This is a genomic window from Hyphomicrobiales bacterium, assembly GCA_002869065.1.
Taxonomy (GTDB): Bacteria; Pseudomonadota; Alphaproteobacteria; order Rhizobiales; family Rhodobiaceae; genus Rhodobium.
Map to the genome: position 1 here is coordinate 98672 of PKTR01000007.1, position 21830 is coordinate 120501.

Sequence of the window (21830 nt, forward strand, 5' to 3'; positions counted from 1 at the left end):
CTCAGTGCCAGAAAGGCGGCAACGCCTGTTCGAGTCGTCCGCCAAGGCGAAGCGGCGCGATATGGGTCGCAAGGCCCGACGCGTCGTCGATCTCGATGGCGACACCGGCCACCGTCGCCTCGCCGTCGGAGGGCGAAAACCGGCTACGCGGGATCTTCTTGGTGAAGCGGTTGACCGGCTCTTCCTTGTCCATGCCGAGCACGGAATCGTAGTCGCCGCACATGCCGGCATCCGACATATAGGCGGTCCCGCCGGTCAGGATCTGATGATCGGCGGTCGGCACATGGGTGTGCGTACCGACGACCGCGCTGGCGCGCCCGTCGACGAAATGCCCCATCGCCTGCTTTTCGCTGGTCGCCTCGGCATGCATGTCGATGAACACCGCATCGGCCTGTTCGCCGAGCGGACAGGCGGCAAGCTCGCGCTCAACGGCGGCAAAGGGGTCGTCGAGACCGTCCATGAAGACACGGCCAAGCGCATTGACGACCAGCACGCGCGCGCCGTTTCGGGCGATGAACAGCCCCGCGCCGCGGCCTGGCGTGCCCGCCGGATAGTTCGCCGGGCGCAGGAACCGGTCCTGGCGCTCGATAAAGACAAGCGCCTCGCGCTGATCCCAGACATGATTGCCGCTCGTGACCACATCGGCGCCGGCATCGACGAATTGCTGGCAGATATCCTCGGTGATGCCGAAACCGCCGGCGGCGTTCTCGCCGTTGACGACGACGAAATCGAGACGATGCTCGGCGATCAGCCCCGGCAACCGGTCGATCACGGCCACACGTCCGGCCCGTCCGACCACGTCACCGAGAAACAAAAAACGCATCGAGTCGTCTCCTCAAGTCGCCGCAGGCGCGACGATACCGTTCTCCGTCAAAACCATGTCGAGCGGCTCGTCGTGCGGTTCGGCCGGAATCTGCGGCACTTCCTGACACGAAAAGGCCACGCCGATCAATCGCGGTCTCCGACCGGCCTTCTGCAGACGGTCGATCGCCCGGTCGTAGTGCCCCGCGCCGTAGCCGATGCGCTGCATGGCGACATCGAAGGCGGCCAACGGCACCAGCATGACGTCCGGGTCAACCGTCTCGGCATCTGCCCCGGGCGCCAATGTGCCGAATCCGCCGGCAACAAGGGGCTCCCCCTCGCGCCAGCGGCGGAACACGATGGTCTCCCGGTCGACGACAGCAGGAAGCGCCAGCTCGGCGCCGAGCGCGGCAAGCGCCGCCATCAGCGGACGCGGATTGATCTCGTCGCGGATCGGCCAGAAGCCGGAAACGATCTTGCCGGCAACCGGTCCAAGCTCGGCGGCTCTCGCGGCAAGCGTGGCGACCGCCGCATCGCGACCGGCCGCCTCGATCGCGGCCCGTCGTCCGAGCGCCGCACGGCGCAAATCGGCCTTCAGCGCTTTGCGGTCGTCGGTGTCTGGCGAGCGTTCGGGCAAGGCAATCGCAGGGTCTGGAGAGCAAACCACGCCGGGAAATGCCCGGCGGTGAAAAATGCAAAAGCTGGCGAAGCCACCTCGGCCGTGTGAATTGACGATCCCGGGAAACCTACAGTGTAGGTGGGCGCCGTTTGAAAAAGCCCACGGGCCTAATCAGGTACAGCTCCCATTAGGATCGATAAGGCCCCGGGGATAGAATTCCGCACGCACCGCGCAGCAACGCCAAAACCTCATATAGGCCTCGCCGGCACGAAACGCCAGCATGTCGTGACATCGCGAGGACACGCCACCGGCGCGCCTCCACAACACTTTGATATCCAAGGAAATACAGCGCTGCGGCTTATCCCGCGACCGGCTTCTCGCCCTTGCCGAGATTGGCGGCAAGCGCGGTGATACGCCCGGCGGCCGCATCGAGACGCTCGGCAATCGCCTTTTCCGCCTCTTCCTGCCGGTTGATGATGCTGGTGCGGGTTTCCTTCATCGCCTGCAGTTCGGCTTCCAGGTCGCGCAGCTTGCGCTCCGCCTCGACGAGCTGGTCGAGCGCCATGATGCCCGCCATCACGGTGAGCCGCTGATCGCCGATCTCGCCGAAGCTGCCGCGCAGTTCATCGACATAGCCGTCGAACCGGCGCGCCAGGCCGAACAGCCGCTCTTCCTCGCCGTCGTCGCAGGCCATGCGGTACTGCTTGCCGTTGATGGTTACGCTGACCTGCGCCAAATCCCGCTCCCGTCCCTATTCCCCGAAGCCGCTGCTGGCAGCCCGTCAGCCGTCATGGGCCTCGAGCACCGAACGGACCGATTCCATCGCCGAAACGAGACGTCGCGACACCTCGCGATTGGTCTCTTCCAGCCGCGTCGAACGCGCCTGCTCGGTATCGAGATCTTGCGCCAGCCGCGACCGATCCTCGCTGAGGCGCTGCAATTCGTCATCGATGCCGGAAAAACGCTGATCCATTTCGAGGCGCAGCTCGACCGCCTCCTCGAGAGCGTTGAGAGCTTTTTCGAAACGCTGCAATGCCGATTGCACCCGCGACGTCTCCGCCATCAAAAAACCCTTTCGCTTCCGCGCTGTTCCACCGCAAAGACCGGAACCAAAGGTCCGCCGCATCCCCCGGACCGCCGTTCCCCGCCTGTCCGACGGGCCCGCTCGACGGCAGAAAACCGGCCGCAATGAGTATCGAAATCGACCGGAAAAAAACGCGGCGATGTTAGGCACCGCGTCGCGCAAGCGTCAATGCCAACTTCAGGCTCCACACAGGAACCATCGTCGAACACGTTGACTCCGCACCCTGTCCTGTTATCAGTCGGTGGGCTTTGCCCAAGGGTGGACGCGGGGCCTCGTGGGTCCATCCGGCGTCCGAGGCAGCTTCGCAGACTCATCGAGTCGTCCTGCGACCGCCATCGAGCATCCCGGGAGATTCGGATGACCGACTTCGCCAAACAAGCCCGGATGGCCAACGCGATCCGGTTCCTCGCCGCTGATGCCGTCGAGGAAGCCAAGTCCGGACATCCCGGCCTGCCGCTCGGCGCCGCCGACATCGCCACCGTCCTGTTCACCCGCTTCCTCAAATTCGATCCCACCCATCCGAACTGGCCCGATCGCGACCGCTTCGTGCTGTCGGCCGGCCATGGTTCGATGCTGCTCTATGCCGCGCTCCATCTGCTCGGCTACGAAGACTTCCCGATCGACGTACTGAAAGCGTTCCGCAAGCTCGGCAGCAATGCCGCCGGCCATCCCGAATTCGGCCATGGCGCCGGCATCGAAGCCACCACCGGCCCGCTCGGCCAGGGGCTCGCCACCGCGGTGGGCATGGCGCTCGCCGAGCGCATCATGAATGCGAATTTCGGCGACGACATCGTCGATCACCACACCTATGTGCTCGCCTCCGATGGCGATTTCATGGAGGGCATCAGCCAGGAAGCGATTTCGCTCGCCGGCCATCTGCGGCTTTCCAGGCTGATCGTGCTGTTCGACGACAACCAGGTATCGATCGACGGCCCGACCTCGCTGACCTCGTCCGACGACATCATGCGCCGCGTCGAGGCCTCCGGCTGGACCGCCGTCAGCATCGACGGCCATAGCGCGCAGGAGATCGCGACCGCGATCGAGAAAGCCCGCGACAACAGCCGCCCGACGTTGATTGCCTGCCGCACCACCATCGGATATGGCGCTCCGGCCCTCGCCGGCAGCGCCGCAGTCCATGGCTCCCCGCTCGGCCCCAAGGAAATCGGCGACCTGCGCAAGGCGCTCGACTGGGACGCCCCACCCTTCGAGATTCCCGCAGATGTGCGCGATGCCTGGCGCATTGCCGGCCTGCGGTCGGGCCACGCCCGCAAGGAATGGAAGAAGCGCTTCGAGGCCCTCGACAACGAGACCCGTGGCGAGTTCGAACGCCGCGTGCGAGGCGACCTGCCGGCCGGGCTTGCCGACGCGACGCGCGAGATCAAGGGCCGCTTCCTCTATGAGGAACCCTCGCTTGCGACACGCAAGGCCTCGGAATTCGTGCTCGACGACATCACCACCCGTATCCCCGACATGATCGGCGGATCCGCCGACCTGACCAGCTCGAACAACACCCGCGCGAAGAACATGACGGCGATCGAGCCGGGCAAGTTCGCGGGCACCTACATTCACTACGGCATCCGCGAACACGGCATGGCCGCCGCCATGAACGGCATGGCGCTACACGGCGGCCTCATCCCCTATGGCGGCACGTTCCTCGTCTTCTCCGATTACTGCCGCGGCGCCATGCGGCTCTCCGCGCTGATGAAGCAGCGGGTGATCTACGTGCTGACCCATGATTCGATCGGCCTTGGCGAAGACGGCCCGACCCACCAGCCGGTCGAACATCTGGCCAGCCTGCGCGCGATGCCGGGCATCACCGTCTTCCGCCCCGCGGACCCGACCGAGACGGCGGAATGCTGGGAGCTGGCGCTTGAGGCCCGTGACCGCCCGAGCGTTCTCGCCCTGACGCGCCAGGCGGTACCGGCGGTACGCAGCCAGTACGACAACGAAAACCGCTCGGCCCGCGGCGCCTATGAAATCGCTGCAAGCGCCGACGATGCCATGGTCAGCCTGTTCGCTTCCGGCTCCGAGGTTGCCATCGCCCTCGCGGCCAAACAGCTGCTCGACGAAGCCGGCATACCTGCGCGAGTTGTCTCAGTCCCCAGCTTCGAGCTTTTCGAAGTGCAATCGAACGACTACAAATCGGAATTGATCGGATCGGCTCCGATCCGTGTTGCCGTCGAAGCGGCGGTTCGCATGGGGTGGGACCGGTTTATCGGAGAGAACGGAATATTCGTCGGCATGACGGGCTTTGGAGCCAGCGCGCCGGCGTCGGATTTGTACCAGTATTTCGGGATTACGCCGCAGCAGATCGTTGAAAGAGTCCGCAATACTCTGGAAGCGGCAGAATGACGCGCCCCGGACGGAATGAATTGTCACCACGCTTCTGCACATAGATAAGCATGTCATATAACATCTTGTGAATGTGTTCGAAGGTGGATCGCGCCACCCAGCCATGAGGGAGTGAATGATGGTCGTAAAAGTAGCAATCAACGGTTTCGGTCGTATTGGACGTAATGTTCTTCGGGCGATCGCGGAATCTGGTCGGACCGATATCCAGGTCGTGGCCATCAACGATCTAGGCCCTGTCGAGACCAATGCCCACCTCGTGCGTTACGACTCCGTGCACGGTCGTTTTCCCGGCACCGTGACGGTTGACGGCGATTCCATCGATGTCGGCGGCGGGCCGATCAAGGTCACCGCGATCCGCGATCCGAAGGAACTGCCGTGGGGCGAACTCGGCGTCGACGTGGCGATGGAATGCACCGGCATCTTCACCGCCAAAGAAAAGGCCTCGATGCACCTCGAAGCCGGCGCCAAGCGCGTTCTCGTCTCGGCCCCGGCCTCCGGCGCCGACAAGACGATCGTGTTCGGCGTCAACCACGACTCGCTGACCGCCGACGATCTCGTCGTCTCCAACGGTTCGTGCACCACCAACTGCCTGGCGCCCGTCGTCTACACCCTGAACAACGCCATCGGCCTTGAAAAGGGCTTCATGACGACCATTCACTCCTACACCGGTGACCAGCCGACCCTCGACACTCTGCACAAGGACCTCTATCGGGGCCGTGCCGCGGCGATGTCGATGATCCCGACCTCGACCGGTGCCGCCAAGGCGATCGGCCTCGTCGTGCCGGAACTGAACGGCAAGCTGGATGGCGTCGCGATCCGCGTCCCGACCCCGAACGTCTCGGTCGTCGACCTGAAGTTCATCGCGTCGCGCGCCACCACGGTGGAAGAAGTCAACGAGGCCATCAAGGCCGCCGCCGACGGCCCGCTGAAGGGTGTGCTCGGCTACACCTTCGATCCGAACGTCTCGATCGACTTCAACCACGACCCGCACTCCTCGACCTTCCACATGGACCAGACCAAGGTCTTGGACGGCACGCTGGTTCGTATCCTGTCCTGGTACGACAACGAGTGGGGCTTCTCGAATCGCATGAGCGACACCGCCGTCGCCATGGCGAAGCTCATCTAAAACGCAGCGCGCGGGGGCTTTGCGGCCCCCGCGCCCGCACGTCACGCGAACCTGCAGCCGCGGCCGCAGCTCGTTCGCAAGATTGGTTCGGCGCGGGCATTCCCGCCGCGAATTTCCGGCACGGCCGGTTCGCGCGGCACGCAGGAATGCCGGCCCCACCAAGTCAGGAGCATCCCGACATGTCCGCTTTCCGTACCCTCGATGACATGGACCTCGCCGGCAAGCGCGTGCTTGTCCGCGTCGACCTCAACGTCCCGATGCAAAACGGCGCCGTCTCCGACGACACCCGCATCCGCGCCGTTCTGCCGACCATCAACGATATTTCGGCCAAGGGCGGCAAGGTCATCCTGCTGGCCCATTTCGGCCGCCCGAAGGGCGAGCGCAAGCCGGATATGTCGCTTGAGCCGATCGCGGTTCCGCTCGCCGAACGCCTCGGCAAGCCAGTTGCCTTCGCTTCCGACTGCGTCGGCGAACCCGCCGCGACCGCAATCGCCGCGATGAACGACGGCGACGTCCTGCTGCTCGAAAACACCCGCTACCACGCAGGCGAGGAAAAGAACGACGCCGACTTCACCAAGGCGCTCGCCGAGAATGGCGACGTTTATGTGAACGACGCCTTCTCCGCCGCGCACCGCGCGCACTCCTCGACCGAGGGCCTCGCCCATCTGCTGCCGTCCTGCGCCGGCCGCGCCATGCAGAAAGAGCTCGATGCGCTCGAAGCCGCGCTTGGCAAGCCGGAACGCCCGGTCGTCGCCGTGGTCGGCGGCGCCAAGGTCTCGACCAAGATCGACCTGTTGCAGAACCTGGTTGCACGGGTCGACGCACTGGTCATCGGCGGCGGCATGGCCAACACCTTCCTCGCCGCTGACGATATCGACGTCGGAAAATCGCTGTGCGAGCATGACCTTGCCGACACCGCCCGGGCGATCCAGGTGGCTGCCGAAAAGGCCAACTGCAAGCTGGTGCTTCCGGTCGACGCCGTTGTCGCCGCCAAGCTCGAGAACGGCACCGACACCGATGTCGTCGCCGTCGACGCGATCCCGAGCGATCAGATGATCCTCGACGTCGGCCCCGATACGCTGGCTGAAGTGATGAAGGCCTTCGACGGCGCCAAGACCGTGGTCTGGAACGGCCCGCTCGGCGCTTTCGAGTTCTCGCCGTTCGACCGCGCCACCGTTTCCGCTGCCCGTCACGCGGCCTCGCTGACCTCGGCCGGCAAGCTCTTGTCGGTCGCCGGCGGCGGTGACACGGTCGCGGCCCTAAACCACGCCGGCGTCGGCGACAAGTTCTCCTACGTCTCGACGGCAGGCGGCGCCTTCCTCGAATGGCTCGAGGGCAAACCCCTGCCGGGCGTCGACGCGCTGCGCAAATAAGCCGGACGCGGCAGGCGAATATCAAAAGGCGGGCTCAGGCCCGCCTTTTTCATGTCCATGTTCCCGCGCATGAGAAATGACCCGTATGCAACCCGTTGGACCTTGACGTCGCGGGACCAAAGTTAGAGGAATGGGGCCGCGGATTGCAGCGCAGCATGGGTTTGCGCGATTGCCCGCGCCTGCTGGCTGATCCGAGCGGCAGGGTGGGAGTTGCGCGGACGGGAAACCAGATGCCCGGAGGCCCAAGCCCGGGACGTGCGCGTCAGCAATGGCCAGCATGAACATTGGTCGACTGTTTGTGTCGATCGGCAGTCGAAGACAGCTAGGAACGACCTTCATGAAACGCATCTGTATCGTCGGAGCCGGGTTCAGCGGCGCTGTCATTGCGCGGGAACTGGCCGAGGCCGGTCATCAGTGCCTCGTCATCGACGAACGCGAGCACATCGCCGGCAACTGCCACACCGAGCGCGACGAGACGAGCGGCGTGATGGTCCACAAATACGGGCCACACATCTTCCACACCGACAATGAAGAGGTCTGGGACTACATCCGCCGCTTCACCGAGATGATGCCCTATGTGAACCGGGTGAAGGCGATCAGCGGCGGCAAGGTCTATTCGCTGCCGATCAACCTGCACACCATCAACCAGTTCTTCGGCACCACCTTCTCGCCGGCCGAGGCCGCCGCCCATATCGAGAGCATCGGCCGCACCGACATCGAGGATCCGCAGACCTTCGAGGAACAGGCGCTGCGCTTCGTCGGCAACGACCTCTACCAGGCCTTCTTCCGCGGCTATACCCGCAAGCAGTGGGGCGTCGAGCCGACCGAGCTGCCGGCGTCGATCCTCAAGCGCCTGCCACTTCGCTTCAGCTATGACGACAACTATTTCAACCACCCCTTCCAGGGCATGCCGAAGGAAGGCTACACCGAGATCGTCGCCAAGATCCTCGATGTCCCCGGCGTCGAGCTGCGTCTCGATACCCGCTTCGAGGACCTCGACGAAGAGTTCCGGCACATCGTCTATTCCGGCCCGCTCGACCGCTATTTCAACTACGATCTCGGCCGCCTCGGCTACCGCACCCTCGACTTCGAGCGTGTCGACGCCGATGGCGACTTCCAGGGCACCGCGGTGATCAACTACTGCGACTACGAGGTGCCTTTCACGCGCATCGCCGAGCACAAGCACTTTGCACCGTGGGAAGCCAAGAGCTTCGACAAGACGGTCGCCTTCCGCGAATACAGCCGCGCCTGCGGGGAAAACGACATCCCCTACTATCCGATCCGCCTCGTGCAGGAGAAGGAAATGCTGGCGAAATACGTCGCCCGCGCCGAGCAGGAAAAGGGCGTGACCTTCGTTGGGCGCCTTGGTACGTATTCCTATCTCGACATGGACGTGACGATCGCGCGCGCATTGCAGACAGCACAACACATCAAGGACGGGTTGACCGAAGGCGATGGGCCGAAGGCCTTCGTGCCCGGCCACATGTCGTTCTGACGATACGGGGCCAGACGAGCGTCAATTCATCCAGGCCGGAAAGACCCGGTCAGTCGGACGGGGGAATAAAGTGAGAATTATCGACCGCCAGAGCCTTTTCCCGCCGGAGCTCGAACAGCACCGCGAGCGATTGGAAAAGCGGATTTTCGACGATGCCCTCGTCTACAGCATCCTCAATCTTTCGCAGCGGACCGACCTTTTCTACTTCAAGGAAGACAACCAGTCGAAGGGCAACCCGGCGATCTTCGAGACCGATCAGCTCCCCGACCGGATTTTCGTCGACGAAGGGCTGATCTATCACGTCTCCGCCGACAACAGCGGCTTCCAGCCGAACGACCACACATCGAACCACGTCCGCAAGAACCTGCTCTACGTGACGCTGCCGTTCCCGATCGATCCGTTTTTCCAGACCGAGGACCAGACGGTCAAACAGAAGCTGGTAAACCGGCTGCTGCACACCCGCCCGATGTTCGCCGACACCCAGCACCAGCGTCTGATCGACCGCTTCATTTCCCGCCGCCGCGCCAAGCACCGCCATAACCCGCTGAAGCGCAATCATTACCAGATCGCGCGGCGTGAAGACATGACGCCGACCGGCCGCGGCGACATCAATCCCGACAACAAGCCCGTCGCCGTCATTGCCCTGCACTGGCTCGATACCGGCGGCGCAGAAAGCTGTGGCATCGACGCGATCCGGGCGGCGAAGGAAAAGGGCTATTACACGATCTGCGTGACCGACAAGCGCGGCAAGGAAACCCATGAGGAGATGGTGCGCGATATCGCGGATCACACCTTCTGCCTGAACCGCCTGTTGCCGCGTCCGCATTGGCGCCGGTTCTATCTGTCGCTGTTCCACTATTTCGACCCGGAGATCCTGCACCTGCATCACTGCAACACGATGTACGGCGCGCTGCCGATGATCAAAACCTTCTTCCCGAAGACGAAGGTGGTCTCCAGCACCCACATCATCGAGCATCGCGACGGCGGCTATTGCCGGATATCGGGGGTGTTCAAGAACTACATCGACATGCAGCACATCATCAGCAAGGAGCTGCACGACTATTACGCCGACCAGTTCGGCATCGCCGATGACAACATCCGTCTCGGTTACCTCATCAACAAGGACCACGCGCACGAGTTCAAACCGCCGCGCCCGCACGAAGAGATCGCAAAGGAACTCAAGATCCTGTTTGTCGGCCGCATGGTGCAGCAGAAACGGCCCTTCATTCTGGTCGACCTGGCCTACCGGCTGACCCAGCGCAAGGTGAACTTCTCGGTCACCATGGCCGGCTCCGGACCGCTGAAGAAAATGACCGAACGCTACTGCGAACGCGCCGGTCTCGGATCGAAAATCAACTTCCTCGGCAACGTCGCGCACGCCGACGTCCTCAAGCTGATGGAAGACCACCACATCATCGTCGTCCCGTCCGAAAACGAAGGACTGACGCTGATCGCCTACGAAGCCGTACTGAGCGGCCTGACGGTCATCTCCACCGAGGTCGGAGCGCAGCGTGAGATCGTGGCCGATCCGCTGCTCGTCCCGCGCCACACCAAGGCATGCGCCAACCAGCTTGTTGATAAAGTGACCCGGCTGGTAAAAGACAAGGCGTTCTACGATGAAATGAACGCCGAGCAGGCCGAAAAGGCCAAGGCCATCCTCGCCTCTCCCAATTACGCCGACGTGTTGGCGGAAATCTACGATCAGCCCGCCCGCTGAACAGGACCGGACCCTTGCAGAAAACAACTGTCACCGCCGTTATCGTGACGTTCAATCGTCTTGAGAAGGTCAAGCACACGATCGACCATGTGCTGGCACAGACCCATCCGATCGAACAGGTCGTCATCATCGACAACGCGTCGACCGACGGTACGGACGAGTATCTCGCCGAACTGGCCGCCAACAATCCGAAGATCCAGAACATCCGCTCCAAGGAGAACACCGGCGGTGCCGGCGGCTTCAACAAGGGCATCAGGGAGGCCTACCAGACCGGGGCCGACATGATCTGGGTCATGGATGACGATTGCTACGCCTATCCCGACGCGCTGGAAAAGCTGGTCGCCGGATATGAAGGCGCGGCCGAGAAATCCGGCTTCGTGCCCGGCTTCGCCTGCTCCCTGGTCAAGTGGCATGACGATCTGTGCGAGATGAACATCCCCGAACCGGTCTGGGACTGGCCGCGCCATTATGACCCCGAGAAGCGGCAGTACATGCTGATCAAGCACTGCTCCTTCGTTTCCGTCCTCATTCCACGGGGCAAGGTCAAGCAGGTCGGGCTGCCGATCTCGGAGTTTTTCATCTGGTTCGACGACGTCGAGTACACCAAGCGGCTCGCCAGAGGCTATCCCGGCATCTACGTTCTCGACAGCCTGGTGCACCACGACCTCGAGAAGAACGAAGGCGTAAATTTCGGCTTGGTCAACAAGGGTAACCTATGGAAGTATCGCTACGGCGCGCGCAACCAGGCCTACTATCACAAGACCCTCGGGTTCTGGGATTGGTTTTCTTACGCGGTCAACCGCAACATGCAGATGAAGCGCTACAAGCTTCCGCTGTCTTTGCGCTGTGAACTGAACAAAGCAATGATCAATGGCCTCTTCATGAAGGTCAAAAAAGAAACCGTGGAATAAATTATGAGCAATCTTCAGTGCCAGACCAGCTTCGACGAACTGTTCACGAACACCCATGATTTCATTCACGCGGGTCTCTGGCAGCCTTATTACGTTCACATCTATGTTCATCTGCCAAAAACGGCCGGCATGGCTTTCGGCAAGGAAATGCGCAACCACTATCCGCGCAAGAAACTCGTTCTTCCGCTTCCTTGGGACCAGATCGGCCCCATCTGGCACGAATATCTGAAAGCCGGCGGCACACCGGAAGGTCGTCGCATCGAATTCGTCTACGGTCACCTGACCTACGACCACATCCGCTACATCTACCGCCTCGACACGCCGAGCGTGACGACCTGCTTCATCCGCGATCCGCTGAAGCGCATCCTGTCGGAGTACAATTACTCGACGTCGCCAGCGCATCCGCCGCACAAGGACTTCAAGCGCAACTTCCCGAATTTCGAGAATTTCGCGCTCACTTTGAAGCCCAACATCATGGCCGAGAAACTCGTCGGCCCCGTCTACAACATCGACGAGTACTGGACGAAGCTGCAGAGGACCTACAATTTCATCGGCCTGCAGGAACAGTTCGACCTGTCGCTCGCCTGCCTGCGCGGTTCCCTCGGCTTCGGCTACGAACTGCGCGACACCAGCAAGGTCAACACCGCCTCGGCACGCACCTCGACTGGTTTTGAGGATGTTCCGCAAAGCGTGATAGAGGAGCTGTCGGAAAAGCACCGCCTCGATCTGGAAATCTTCGACATGATCCAGAGCAAATACGACGAACTGGCGGCAAAACTGCTGGCAGCGAGATAGTCCCGGCCCGCAGCCGGAATCGCCGCTGCGCCATCGCCACGCGAGACAGCGCACGAGCCGAAGCAAACAATCGGAATTGACGGTTTTGCCGCGCGGGGACCGGTATTTCGCCCGCGCGGTTTTCATTGCGGCCGGTCGAAACTCGAAATGCCTTCCGCTTCGGGCCTTTCTTTGAACAGAAAGGCGTGGTGAATTGAACGCCTGAATCGTCTGTTTATTACCGTAAGGGACCAGCCTGCCGGAGCGGCAGCATCCGACACCGTGACAGCAAACCTGTCGTGCACCCACAACAGCCTCGGAGATGGCAAACATGCATCCGGAACCGGTCAGCATTCTCGAAACGCGCCGCGCGCGTACAAGTGCCACTCTCCTGCTGCTCGCCGCGCTGTTTACGCTGATCGGTGCCGCCACGGCGTTCGCGCAGGACTTCCGGGGCATCCATTACGCCATTGCCAGAAATGCGCTGCACGGCCCTCAATGGACCAGCAGCTGGCGCCAGACAGACGACTGCACCCTGCAGAAATCCTGTCAGATACAGTTCGACGATCGCCTCAGCGTCGTCTTCCTGCGATACAAATGGGCGGTCCTCAATCCGGCCGAAAACAGCTACCGCTTCGATGAAATCGGCCGCCAGCTGGACGAAATCACCGCGGCCGGGAAAAAGGTCTCGATCGTCATCATGGCGGGCAAATACACCCCGGCCTGGCTGATGCGAAAAGGCGTGCTGCACCACCGCATTCCGCTCACCGTGCATGCGCGGGAAAAGCAGGAAGGGAGCGCACAGCAATGGGTTCCCGCACCCTGGGACCCGGCGTTCATCGAGGAATACGGCAAGGTTCACCGCAAACTCGCACGTTTTCTGCGCTCGAACCCGCGTTGGTATGACGCCGTCGTGCTGGTGAAGGTCGCCGGCATTGCCGTCCATTCGCCGGAAATCCGTCTGAACGGGCCGAAAGCATTCGTCGGCAAGAGCGGCGGAGATCCCAGCCGCCGCCAGCAGCAGTTTCAGATGAACGCCAAGCTATGTGAAGCCTGGCTGGAAATCGGCTACTCCGAAGACAAGGTCCTCCAGGCGAGCCGGCGTTTGACGTCCGTGGTCGATCAGGCGTTTCCCGACAAGCCGCTCGGCATGGCCTTCGTCCCGGGATCAAGGCGCTTTCCGACCATCAAGCAGGGATGGCGCTGCGCACCGCGGGCAAAGAACCGAACCCTCAACAAGATACTGAGACAATTCGTATCGGATTATAACCGTCGCGCCGTGATCAACTCCACGATCTTTCACACCGGTGGCGGGTATCCGCGCATCCTCGAATGGGCGAAGTCGAACGGCGCGCATATCGGACTGCAGCTCAACGCCCAGCGCCTTGGCTGCCGCAACCCGGCAAGTCGATGCGACGCAGGCGAAATGGCCGCGGCCCTCAACGAGGCGGTCAGGCTTGGCGCCTCCTTCGTTGAAGTGCACAACGGTAACATCCAACGATACCGCACGCTCCTGTCGAAGACCGACAAGGCACTTCGCGGCAGACGTTAAACCACGGCGTCAGCGGCAACAAATCGCCTTCCGGGCCCGAAACGGTCTTTGGAAAACCGTCCATTTTTGCTATGCCACTGCTGCCACGACCGCAATCGCGACCGTGGTCCTGCGAAATATCGCCGTCAAATCGGACAGCGCACACCGGGAATTTGTTGAGAGTTAGGGAAGAGTCATGCCGAAACGTATTTGGCTGCATATCGGAATGCACAAGACCGCATCCACGTTCCTCCAGAATTTCCTGTTTGCCAATCCGCAGGCCATCAACCCGCACGGCTTCCTCTATCCGGCCCCCAACACCCCGACCAAGGCGCACCATCCGCTGGCGCGCGCCACCTATCAGAACTACGACGAGAGTTCCGCCGCGGCCCTTTGGGCGCCGACGATCAAGGAGATCGAGGAGAGCCCGCACACCGACGCCATCATCAGCTCCGAGCAGTTCGAATGGCTGTCCGCGCCGGCACGGCTGAAGAAGCTCGTTCCGTCCGACATCGAGATCAAGGTGGTGGTCTACGTCCGCCGGCAGGATGCCCAGATGGAGTCGCGCTACCAGCAGCGGCTGCAGAACAACGACGATCTTTCCAAGACATTCGAAGAGTTCTTCAGAACGCTGAAACTCGCGTCACTCGATCTCGACAGCTTCCTGACGCCGTGGGAACAGCAGTTCGGCCGGGAGAACATCCATGTCCGCCGCTTCGAATTCGAGAGATTCCCCGAAGGAAAAATCGAGCTGGATTTCCTCAGGACCCTCGGCATTGAAGAGGTGACGGAAACCAATCTGCCCAAGAACATGGTCTTCGCGAAGAACGCGTCGTTGCGCAAGGACTGTGCCGAGGTCATGCGCTTCGCAAACGCGAAACGCCTGGAGGCAGACGTCCGCAAGCGTCTTGCGGGTCGTATGACGCGCGTTTCCAGCCTGTTGCAGAAGATCAGCCCGGAGCCGAAATTCAGCTACATGACGGAAGCGATGCGCAAGGAAATCCTGGCCAAATACGAGAAGTCGAACCAGGCCGTCGCGCAGCGCTATTTCGGAACGGACGACCTGTTCAACGACAAGCTGCCCAACCACCCGGTCTGGGATCCCAAGAGCGTCGACAAGCGGACCTTCATCGAACTCTATCTGCCCCAGTTCATGCAGGACCTCAAAGGCTGATCGATCGTCCCGCCAGGACGCCGACTGCCCTCGCCCTTGCGTCGCCATCGATCTCGCGGCGCTGCCAGGTCGATCGGACCCGGCCGGCGATGAATGCTCGCTAGTGAGTCAGACGCTCGGCCAGCTTTTCATGGGCGAGCTCGAGATTGAGCGGCTCGCCAAGCTTGTCGAAAAGCGGCTGCAGCGTCTTTGGGTCGGCAACGGTCTGCTCATAGAAGACGTGGTGCGAGAAGTCCGGGTGTTCCTTGGCGAACTCCGCGAAACGCTCATCCATCTTCAGGACGAGTTTGCGCACCTTTTCCGGTGGCTGGTTCGCCCACCATTTGGACTTCATGACATCGTCGACATTGCGCGAGTTGAAGACAAAAAACGCATTCGGAAAGGCTCGCCTGATGAACATCAGGAACGCATCGAAGTCGTCTTCCGCCTGCGTATAGCGAATTTCCTTGAATCCGACCCAACGGCATCCCTCGGGCACCTGCAGGACCTCTTCGAGGAAAACTCGGGCAAGGCGGTGCTCAAAGCGCTTGGGAACAAGCCCCGACGCGCCGTACCACGGATCGTTCGCCGGCCGCTCCTTGCCGCCCTTTTTCGCCCTGGACCGCCTCACCGACTTGGCGGCCTGGAACAACCCCATCAGCGCGTTGTAATTCTCGCCGAGGATGTGTGAGTCGGGAATGGACTGAAGCAGGGTCTGCAGAAGCGTCGAACCCGACCGGCCATAGGTCACGATGAAGATCGTGCCCTTGAGTGCGTCCAGTTTTCCTCGTGCCATTTTCTTACGCCAATTCCCTGTTCTCTGCCGACGGCAGCCACAAGGCCACCTGCCCCCGCACGTTCCGGGAGCTTCGAAACACACCGCTTCGGCAAATCCATCCCGTCGAATGGCGGGGTTACCGAAATTTCTCCGACTTTTTAGAGCATCGGACACCCAATTGGAACAATTGGCGTCGACAAAGCAGCGGCAAAACAAACGGATAATGCGCCATCGCGGCAGCGGCACGGGCCGGCTCTTGCGGGATATTCCCCCGGCATGTCACACGCCCGACGCCGTCACTTCTTGAACCGGCCAACGAAAACGGAATGGGCGTTTTTCAATTTGCGCACGGCGACGGGAAAGAAAGGCTCCTTGTCGCAGACGAATGAATAAAAAAGCCGGTTCAGCTTCGCCGGCGCATCGTCGAAGCGACCCTCGATACCGCGGTCCCGCAGTTCCTTGTCGAGGACGCCGAGGTCGACATCGTCGATATCCCGAAGCCAGGCTAGGATCTCCGCGGCGTTGCCTTTCCGTTGTTCCGAAACACCTGCGAACGCGATGCCGAAACGCGCCTTCAGATAGTCCAGCTGCGAAGTGTCCGCGACGCCGGAAAAGCGGCTGGAGTCGATGCGCTCGCCATCCTGATAGAGCTCGCCGAGGCGGTTCACCATGTTGTTGCGCGCAAAGGCGACAACCTCGTCGCCCTGATTGCAGTCATTGGATTCGTTGAAGGCAACCACCAGCTTCAGCGCCGGCAGCGTCAGGCTCGCATTGGAGCTCTTCTCCGAGACGCGTCGGAAGTCCAGTCCGCAGACTTCGCAGAAATCCTCGACGACGTTTCCACCACGCAAGGCGTCTCTGGAGAAGCTGCGGACGATCAGATCACTCCCCGGCAGGAGCGAGGCGAACTTGTGAAGCGCGCGCCTGTATTTCGATGGCACGATGTCCGGAAACGTCGTCGTTCCGCTCTGCACCTTCTGCTGCCAGAACGAGGCGGCGTAGGAAACCGGATCGCGCACATAGCAAATGACCTGAACCCGTTCGACATGGGAGTTCATAAACGCGATCAGCTCGGCTTTGTCGTCATTCGACATCATGCTGACGCCTTCGCCCGACAACACCAGCGTCTCGCGGTTCTTGCGCCCAAGATCTCTTTTCAGGACATCGAGGAAGGCGGCACGCATCCCTTTGATCGCGTCCTTGCGAACCCCCCGTTTGCGCCATACGTGATAGCCGTCAGAGTCCTTCGAAAAGGCCGTGATGATCGGAATCGAATGATTGAAACCGTCGAAACGCCCGTAGAAAGCCTTGCCGTCGTCATAACCTTGCAGGGACTGCTGGATCGACGTTGAGCCCGTCTTGTGCATGCCGATATGCAGAATGACGGATTTGACCATGAAACCCCCGCAGAATTGGACGCAACGCCGCGCAGCTTGCCCTCGCCGACGTCGCTTTACCCGCGTGCCGAACGGCGCACCGTGGACCGACACCATGCGCCAGTTGATCGAGGGATCGCAAATCTGCCCGACAGGACAAAGTGGAAAGCCTCGAATTGGCCTTTTTGGATATCTATACCAGACACCGAACGGCCCTCACAGGACCGCATGGCATCTGCGCGGCGACTGCCGTAAACCAACCCGCTCCGTTCAGCGAGCAAGCGCTCTGGCTCTTTGTCGCAAAGCCCGGTAAGACCGGGGACCCGACAAGATCAGGGGCAACGCCGCTGCGGCCCTGACCGAACGGGAGCCGAAGCGCCCCGAACGAACGAACGAATGCGCAGAAAATGACCGACGAGATCTACCGCCCCCGCCTGTTTCTGGTCACCCCCCGCCAGCTTGAGCTTGAAGTTTTCGCGCCGCGCCTTGAGGCCGCGCTCGCAGCCGGCGACGTCGCCTCGCTGCTGATCGCGCCGGACGCGGTCGACGACGCCTTGCAGGAAATCGCCGAAAAGCTGGTTCCGATCGCGCAGGAGGCCGGCGTCGCCGCCCTCATCCGCAACGACACCCGCATCACCGGCCGGGTCAAGGCCGACGGCATCCATGTCGATTCCGGCGAGGAGGATCTCAAGGAAGCCATCGAACGCTTCCAGCCGCGCCACTTCGTCGGCGCCGGCAACCTGGCCAACCGCCATCAGGCCATGCTCGCGGGTGAACTCGGCGCCGACTACGTTTTCTTCGGCCGCATCGATCACGACGAACGCCCGCATGCCCATCCGCGCGATCTTGAATTCGCTGCCTGGTGGAGTGAGGTGTTCGAGCCGCCCTGCGTTGTGCTGGCAGGTTCCGACCTCGCCGACTTCGCGGCCACCGCCGAGAGCGGCTCCGATTTCATCGCCCTGCGCAACGCCGTCTGGGATCATGCCGACGGCCCGGCCGCCGCCGTCGCCGCCGCCAATGCGGTGCTCGACCGCATGATGGAGGACGTATGACGCATCCGTTCCTGACGGGCGCGCGCGCAGGCGTTCTGGCCATCGCCGCCGGTCTGGCGTTCCAGCTCTCGGCGATGGCGGCAGAAACACCCGCTCCGAAAGCCTTCGAGTTGCCGCTGACGGCCGCAACGCCCGAGGCTCCGGGCCCGGAGCCGGATCTCGCCTATGGCGCCTATCAGCGCGGCTTCTACCTGACCGCCTTTCACTACGCGACGCAAAGCGCGGCGGCCGGCAATGCCGCCTCGCAGACCCTGCTCGGCCTCATCTACGAGCAGGGCTACGGCATCGCCCGTGACTTCAAGAAGGCCGCCGAATGGTACGAAATCGCCGCCACCAGCGGCGATCGCGAGGCCCAGCTCCTGCTCGGCCTCATGCATCTCGACGGCCGCGGCGCGGAAAAGGATATCGGCAAGGCCGCAACGCTGTTTGAGAAGGCGGCGGCACAGGGCCAGACCGCGGCGATCTACAATCTCGGCCTCATCTACCTGAACGGAACGGCCCGCCCGCGCGATCCCGCACGCGCCGCAGAGCTGTTCGAGAAGGCAGCCGAGGCCAACAACACCGACGCCCGCTACGCTCTTGCCGTGATGCTGTCGGAAGGCACCGGCATCAAACGCGACGACGTTCGCGCCAGCGACCTGTTCGCCATCGCCGCCCAGGCCGGTCACATGGACGCGCAGGTCGAATACGCAATTCGGCTGGCCAACGGCAAGGGAACGGCGCAGAACGACAAGGCGGCGGTCGCGTGGTTCCGCCGCGCCGCCGGTAGCGGCAGCCCGATCGCCCGCAACCGCCTCGCCCGCATGCTGGCCACCGGCCGCGGAGCCGACATCGATCCGATCACCGCCTCGGCCTGGCATCTGCTCGCCCGTGCCACCGGCCTGTCGGATCTGTGGCTCGACGGCATCTATGAAAGCCTCTCGGCGGACGACCAGAAGAAAGCCCGCGAGAAGGCTGTCGAACTCGGCCGGCACTGACCTGCCGGCCCGACCTGGACCGGTTGCGCCCTCACGACGCTTGAATTTCGCCCGGTTTTGTGGTGCACAGGCGCCGATACGACTTTCAACCGACGATCCCGGCACGCGCGCCGCCTGGCCGCGGCGGTCTGTCGTCCGTACTTCCGGATGGAAAACATGAAGATCAATGGCAACGAAATCCGCCCCGGCAACGTGATCATGCACCAGGACTCGCTGTGGGCCGCCGTCAAGGTCCAGCACGTGAAGCCCGGCAAGGGCGGAGCCTTTGCGCAGGTGGAGCTGAAGAATCTCCTCGACGGCCGCAAGCTCAACGAGCGCTTCCGCTCCGCCGACACCGTCGAGCGCGTCCGCCTCGAGCAGAAGGACTTCCAGTTCCTCTACGCCGAGGGCGAGATGCTCGTCTTCATGGATTCCGACACCTATGAACAGATCGAGCTGCAGACCGACTTCGTCGGCGACCGCGCCGCCTTCCTGCAGGACGGCATGACCGTGACGCTCGAAATGCACGAAGGCCGCCCGATCGGCATCACCCTGCCGCAGCACGTCACGCTCGAGATCACCGAGGCCGATGCCGTCGTGAAGGGTCAGACCCAGTCGTCGTCCTACAAGCCGGCGGTGCTCGAAAACGGCGTCCGCCTGCTGGTGCCGCCCTTCGTGTCAGCTGGCGAAAAGGTCGTCGTCGACACCAACGAAGTCGCCTATGTGCGCCGCGCCGACTGATCCGTCCCGATAGTGAATGGTTGACGGCGCTCGCGCCGTCGCCCCTTCGCCGGCAAGCCGCGCCGGCGTCCCCCTGCTGTTACGAAAGAAGAAGCTGCCATGCCCCGCTCGGCGCTTATTAATGTCATGGTGCAGGCCGTCTCCAAGGCCGGCCGCTCGCTCACCCGCGATTTCGGCGAGGTCGAAAACCTGCAGGTCTCGCGCAAGGGACCGGCCGATTTCGTCACCGCAGCCGACCAACGTGCCGAGGACATCCTGCGCCGCGAATTGCAGAAGGCCCGCCCGAACTACGGCTTCCTGATGGAAGAGTCCGGCGTCATCGAGGGCAATGACGGCATCCACCGCTGGATCATCGATCCGCTCGACGGCACCACCAACTTCCTCCATTCGATCCCGGCCTTCGCCGTCTCCGTTGCGCTGGAAAAGAACGGACGGCTGGAAGCGGGCGTCGTCTACAATCCGATCAGCCAGGACCTGTTTACCGCCGAACGCGGCGGTGGCGCCTATCTCAACGACCGCCGCCTGCGCGTTGCCCAGCGCAAGGATCTGCATGACTGCGTCATCGCCACCGGCATTCCGCATCTCGGCCGCGGCGACCACGGGCTGTTCCTGAAGGAACTTGCCGGAACGATGACCGAAGCCGCCGGCGTGCGCCGCTGCGGCGCCGCCTCGCTCGATCTTGCCTGGGTCGCGGCCGGCCGTTTCGACGGCTATTGGGAACGGGATCTGAGCGCCTGGGACGTCGCCGCCGGCATCGTGCTGGTGCGTGAAGCGGGCGGCTTCGTCACCGACCTCGACGACCGCGACAAGATGCTCGACAACGGCTCCATCATCGCCGGCAATGAAGACGTTCACCGCAAGCTTCTGGCGGTCATAAAACAGGCGCGCGACTGAGCTATCAGACCGGAGTCGGAGTGTCCGCGGAGATTTGGCGTTTTTCTCAATCGCCAAATCGCGCTATCACTGATGCCGACTCAAACGGTTTGATTGCGTTATGGCCAAAGATCTCGATCCTTATAAGCTCTCCAGCCCGAGTGTTTTTCTTATCCGAATGATCATGTTTCTCGTGATCGTCGGCTTCGTATTGCTGATTCTGTACCGTCAGATCATTGAGGCCTTCATGAGCAACCCGGGTCTCAACGGGCTGATCATCGGTGTCGGATTGATCGGCATCGGGATCGCCTTCCGCCAGGTTGTCCGCCTTTTTCCTGAAGTGCGCTGGGTCAATGATTTCCGCATCGGCGATCCCGGCCTCGAGGTTCGGCGCCCGCCGGTTCTGCTGGCGCCGATGGCGACACTGCTCGGCGACCGGCTCGGCGAAACCATGATCTCGACGCAGACCATGCGCTCGATCCTCGACTCGATCGGCATGCGCCTCGACGAGGCGCGCGACATCTCGCGCTATCTGACCGGCCTGCTCGTCTTCCTCGGCCTGCTCGGCACCTTCTGGGGCCTGCTGCAGACCGTGAGCTCGGTGGCCAGCACCATCCAGTCGCTCAATGTCGGCTCCGGCGATGCCAACGTCATCTTCGAGGACCTCAAGACCGGCCTGGAAGCCCCGCTGTCGGGTATGGGCACCGCCTTTTCGTCCTCGCTCTTCGGTCTGACCGGATCGCTGATCCTCGGCTTCCTCGACCTGCAGTCGGGCCAGGCGCAGAACCGCTTCTACACCGATCTGGAAGACTGGCTGTCAACGGTCACTGACCTCACCCCGGAAGAACTGGCCGACGGCGGCATGGCCAACGCCTCGCTCGAAGGGTTGCGGGTCGCAATCGAGCGCATGGCGCGCTCCGGCGGCGACGCTGGCAGCAACCGCGCCGCGACACAGGCAATGGCCAACCTCGCCGAAGGCATTCAGGGCCTCGTTCAGCATGTCCGCTCGGAACAGGCGATGATGCGCGAATGGGGCGAGGCGCAGGCCGAACAGCAGGCCGAGGTGAAGAAACTGCTTCAGGCCCTCATCGGGGCGGCATCGAAGGTGAAGGAATAGG

The 21830-nt window shown here is 62.5% G+C and carries 20 protein-coding genes; 14 read left to right on the forward strand and 6 right to left on the reverse strand.

Going from position 1 to position 21830, the window contains the following annotated elements; genetic code table 11:
• Position 1 precedes the first annotated feature (1 nt).
• From C0606_17335 to C0606_17350, 4 genes are all read right to left on the reverse strand, one after another.
• Positions 2 to 823 (reverse strand): TIGR00282 family metallophosphoesterase, encoded by an 822-nt coding sequence (locus tag C0606_17335; protein PLX35858.1) that lies wholly within the window; start codon positions 821 to 823, stop codon positions 2 to 4.
• A 12-nt stretch (positions 824 to 835) separates the two neighbouring features.
• Positions 836 to 1399 (reverse strand): 5-formyltetrahydrofolate cyclo-ligase, encoded by a 564-nt coding sequence (locus C0606_17340; protein PLX36013.1) that lies wholly within the window; start codon positions 1397 to 1399, stop codon positions 836 to 838.
• 379 nt (positions 1400 to 1778) lie between these two features.
• The gene (locus C0606_17345; GenBank protein PLX35859.1) at positions 1779 to 2156 is read right to left on the reverse strand and encodes a cell division protein ZapA; all 378 of its coding nucleotides are present in this window, start codon (positions 2154 to 2156) and stop codon (positions 1779 to 1781) included.
• Between the two features lie 45 nt (positions 2157 to 2201).
• A complete protein-coding gene (locus C0606_17350; GenBank protein PLX35860.1) occupies positions 2202 to 2483 on the reverse strand; it encodes a hypothetical protein in 282 nt (93 codons plus the stop codon).
• 378 nt (positions 2484 to 2861) lie between these two features.
• On the opposite strand from C0606_17350, the gene tkt reads away from it, so the two are divergent.
• From tkt to C0606_17395, 9 genes are all read left to right on the forward strand, one after another.
• Entirely contained in the window at positions 2862 to 4856 is a 1995-nt protein-coding gene (gene tkt / locus C0606_17355; GenBank protein PLX35861.1) for a transketolase, read from the forward strand.
• Between the two features lie 118 nt (positions 4857 to 4974).
• On the forward strand, positions 4975 to 5982 hold the full coding sequence (gene gap, locus C0606_17360) for a type I glyceraldehyde-3-phosphate dehydrogenase (protein PLX36014.1): 1008 nt from the start codon (positions 4975 to 4977) through the stop codon (positions 5980 to 5982).
• A 179-nt stretch (positions 5983 to 6161) separates the two neighbouring features.
• Positions 6162 to 7355: a phosphoglycerate kinase gene (gene pgk, locus C0606_17365; protein PLX35862.1), complete on the forward strand. Its 1194-nt coding sequence runs from the start codon at positions 6162 to 6164 to the stop codon at positions 7353 to 7355.
• A gap of 337 nt (positions 7356 to 7692) precedes the next feature.
• On the forward strand, positions 7693 to 8850 hold the full coding sequence (glf, locus tag C0606_17370) for a UDP-galactopyranose mutase (protein ID PLX35863.1): 1158 nt from the start codon (positions 7693 to 7695) through the stop codon (positions 8848 to 8850).
• Entirely contained in the window at positions 8810 to 10567 is a 1758-nt protein-coding gene (locus C0606_17375; protein PLX35864.1) for a hypothetical protein, read from the forward strand. The genes glf and C0606_17375 overlap by 41 nt, the downstream gene beginning before the upstream one ends.
• Positions 10568 to 10581: 14 nt before the next feature.
• Positions 10582 to 11478 carry a glycosyl transferase gene (locus C0606_17380; protein PLX35865.1) on the forward strand — a complete coding sequence of 299 codons (897 nt, stop codon included), beginning with the start codon at positions 10582 to 10584 and terminating at the stop codon, positions 11476 to 11478.
• Between the two features lie 3 nt (positions 11479 to 11481).
• The gene (locus C0606_17385; GenBank protein ID PLX35866.1) at positions 11482 to 12273 is read left to right on the forward strand and encodes a hypothetical protein; all 792 of its coding nucleotides are present in this window, start codon (positions 11482 to 11484) and stop codon (positions 12271 to 12273) included.
• Positions 12274 to 12574: 301 nt separating this feature from the next.
• Positions 12575 to 13804, forward strand: coding sequence for a hypothetical protein (locus C0606_17390; GenBank protein PLX35867.1), 1230 nt, complete (start codon positions 12575 to 12577; stop codon positions 13802 to 13804).
• Between the two features lie 175 nt (positions 13805 to 13979).
• A complete protein-coding gene (locus tag C0606_17395) occupies positions 13980 to 14957 on the forward strand; it encodes a hypothetical protein (GenBank protein ID PLX35868.1) in 978 nt (325 codons plus the stop codon).
• A 100-nt stretch (positions 14958 to 15057) separates the two neighbouring features.
• Here C0606_17395 and C0606_17400 read toward each other — a convergent pair whose 3' ends face one another.
• Together C0606_17400 and C0606_17405 are read right to left on the reverse strand one after the other, a co-directional pair.
• The gene (locus C0606_17400) at positions 15058 to 15732 is read right to left on the reverse strand and encodes a hypothetical protein (protein PLX35869.1); all 675 of its coding nucleotides are present in this window, start codon (positions 15730 to 15732) and stop codon (positions 15058 to 15060) included.
• A 278-nt stretch (positions 15733 to 16010) separates the two neighbouring features.
• Positions 16011 to 17111, reverse strand: coding sequence for a hypothetical protein (locus C0606_17405; protein PLX35870.1), 1101 nt, complete (start codon positions 17109 to 17111; stop codon positions 16011 to 16013).
• Positions 17112 to 17497: 386 nt separating this feature from the next.
• Between C0606_17405 and C0606_17410 the strand changes: the two genes are divergently transcribed.
• The 5 genes from C0606_17410 (at position 17498) to C0606_17430 (ending at position 21829) form a co-directional block, all read left to right on the forward strand.
• Positions 17498 to 18142 (forward strand): thiamine phosphate synthase, encoded by a 645-nt coding sequence (locus tag C0606_17410; protein PLX35871.1) that lies wholly within the window; start codon positions 17498 to 17500, stop codon positions 18140 to 18142.
• Complete coding sequence (locus C0606_17415) at positions 18139 to 19119, forward strand: hypothetical protein (GenBank protein ID PLX35872.1); 981 nt, start codon at positions 18139 to 18141, stop codon at positions 19117 to 19119. Before C0606_17410 ends, C0606_17415 begins: the two co-directional genes overlap by 4 nt.
• A 156-nt stretch (positions 19120 to 19275) precedes the next feature.
• Entirely contained in the window at positions 19276 to 19839 is a 564-nt protein-coding gene (gene efp, locus C0606_17420) for an elongation factor P (protein ID PLX36015.1), read from the forward strand.
• 99 nt (positions 19840 to 19938) lie between these two features.
• Positions 19939 to 20733, forward strand: coding sequence for an inositol monophosphatase (locus C0606_17425; GenBank protein PLX35873.1), 795 nt, complete (start codon positions 19939 to 19941; stop codon positions 20731 to 20733).
• A gap of 100 nt (positions 20734 to 20833) precedes the next feature.
• Positions 20834 to 21829, forward strand: a complete 996-nt coding sequence (locus C0606_17430) for a flagellar motor protein MotA (protein ID PLX35874.1) — start codon at positions 20834 to 20836, stop codon at positions 21827 to 21829.
• The last annotated feature ends 1 nt before the right edge of the window (position 21830 follow it).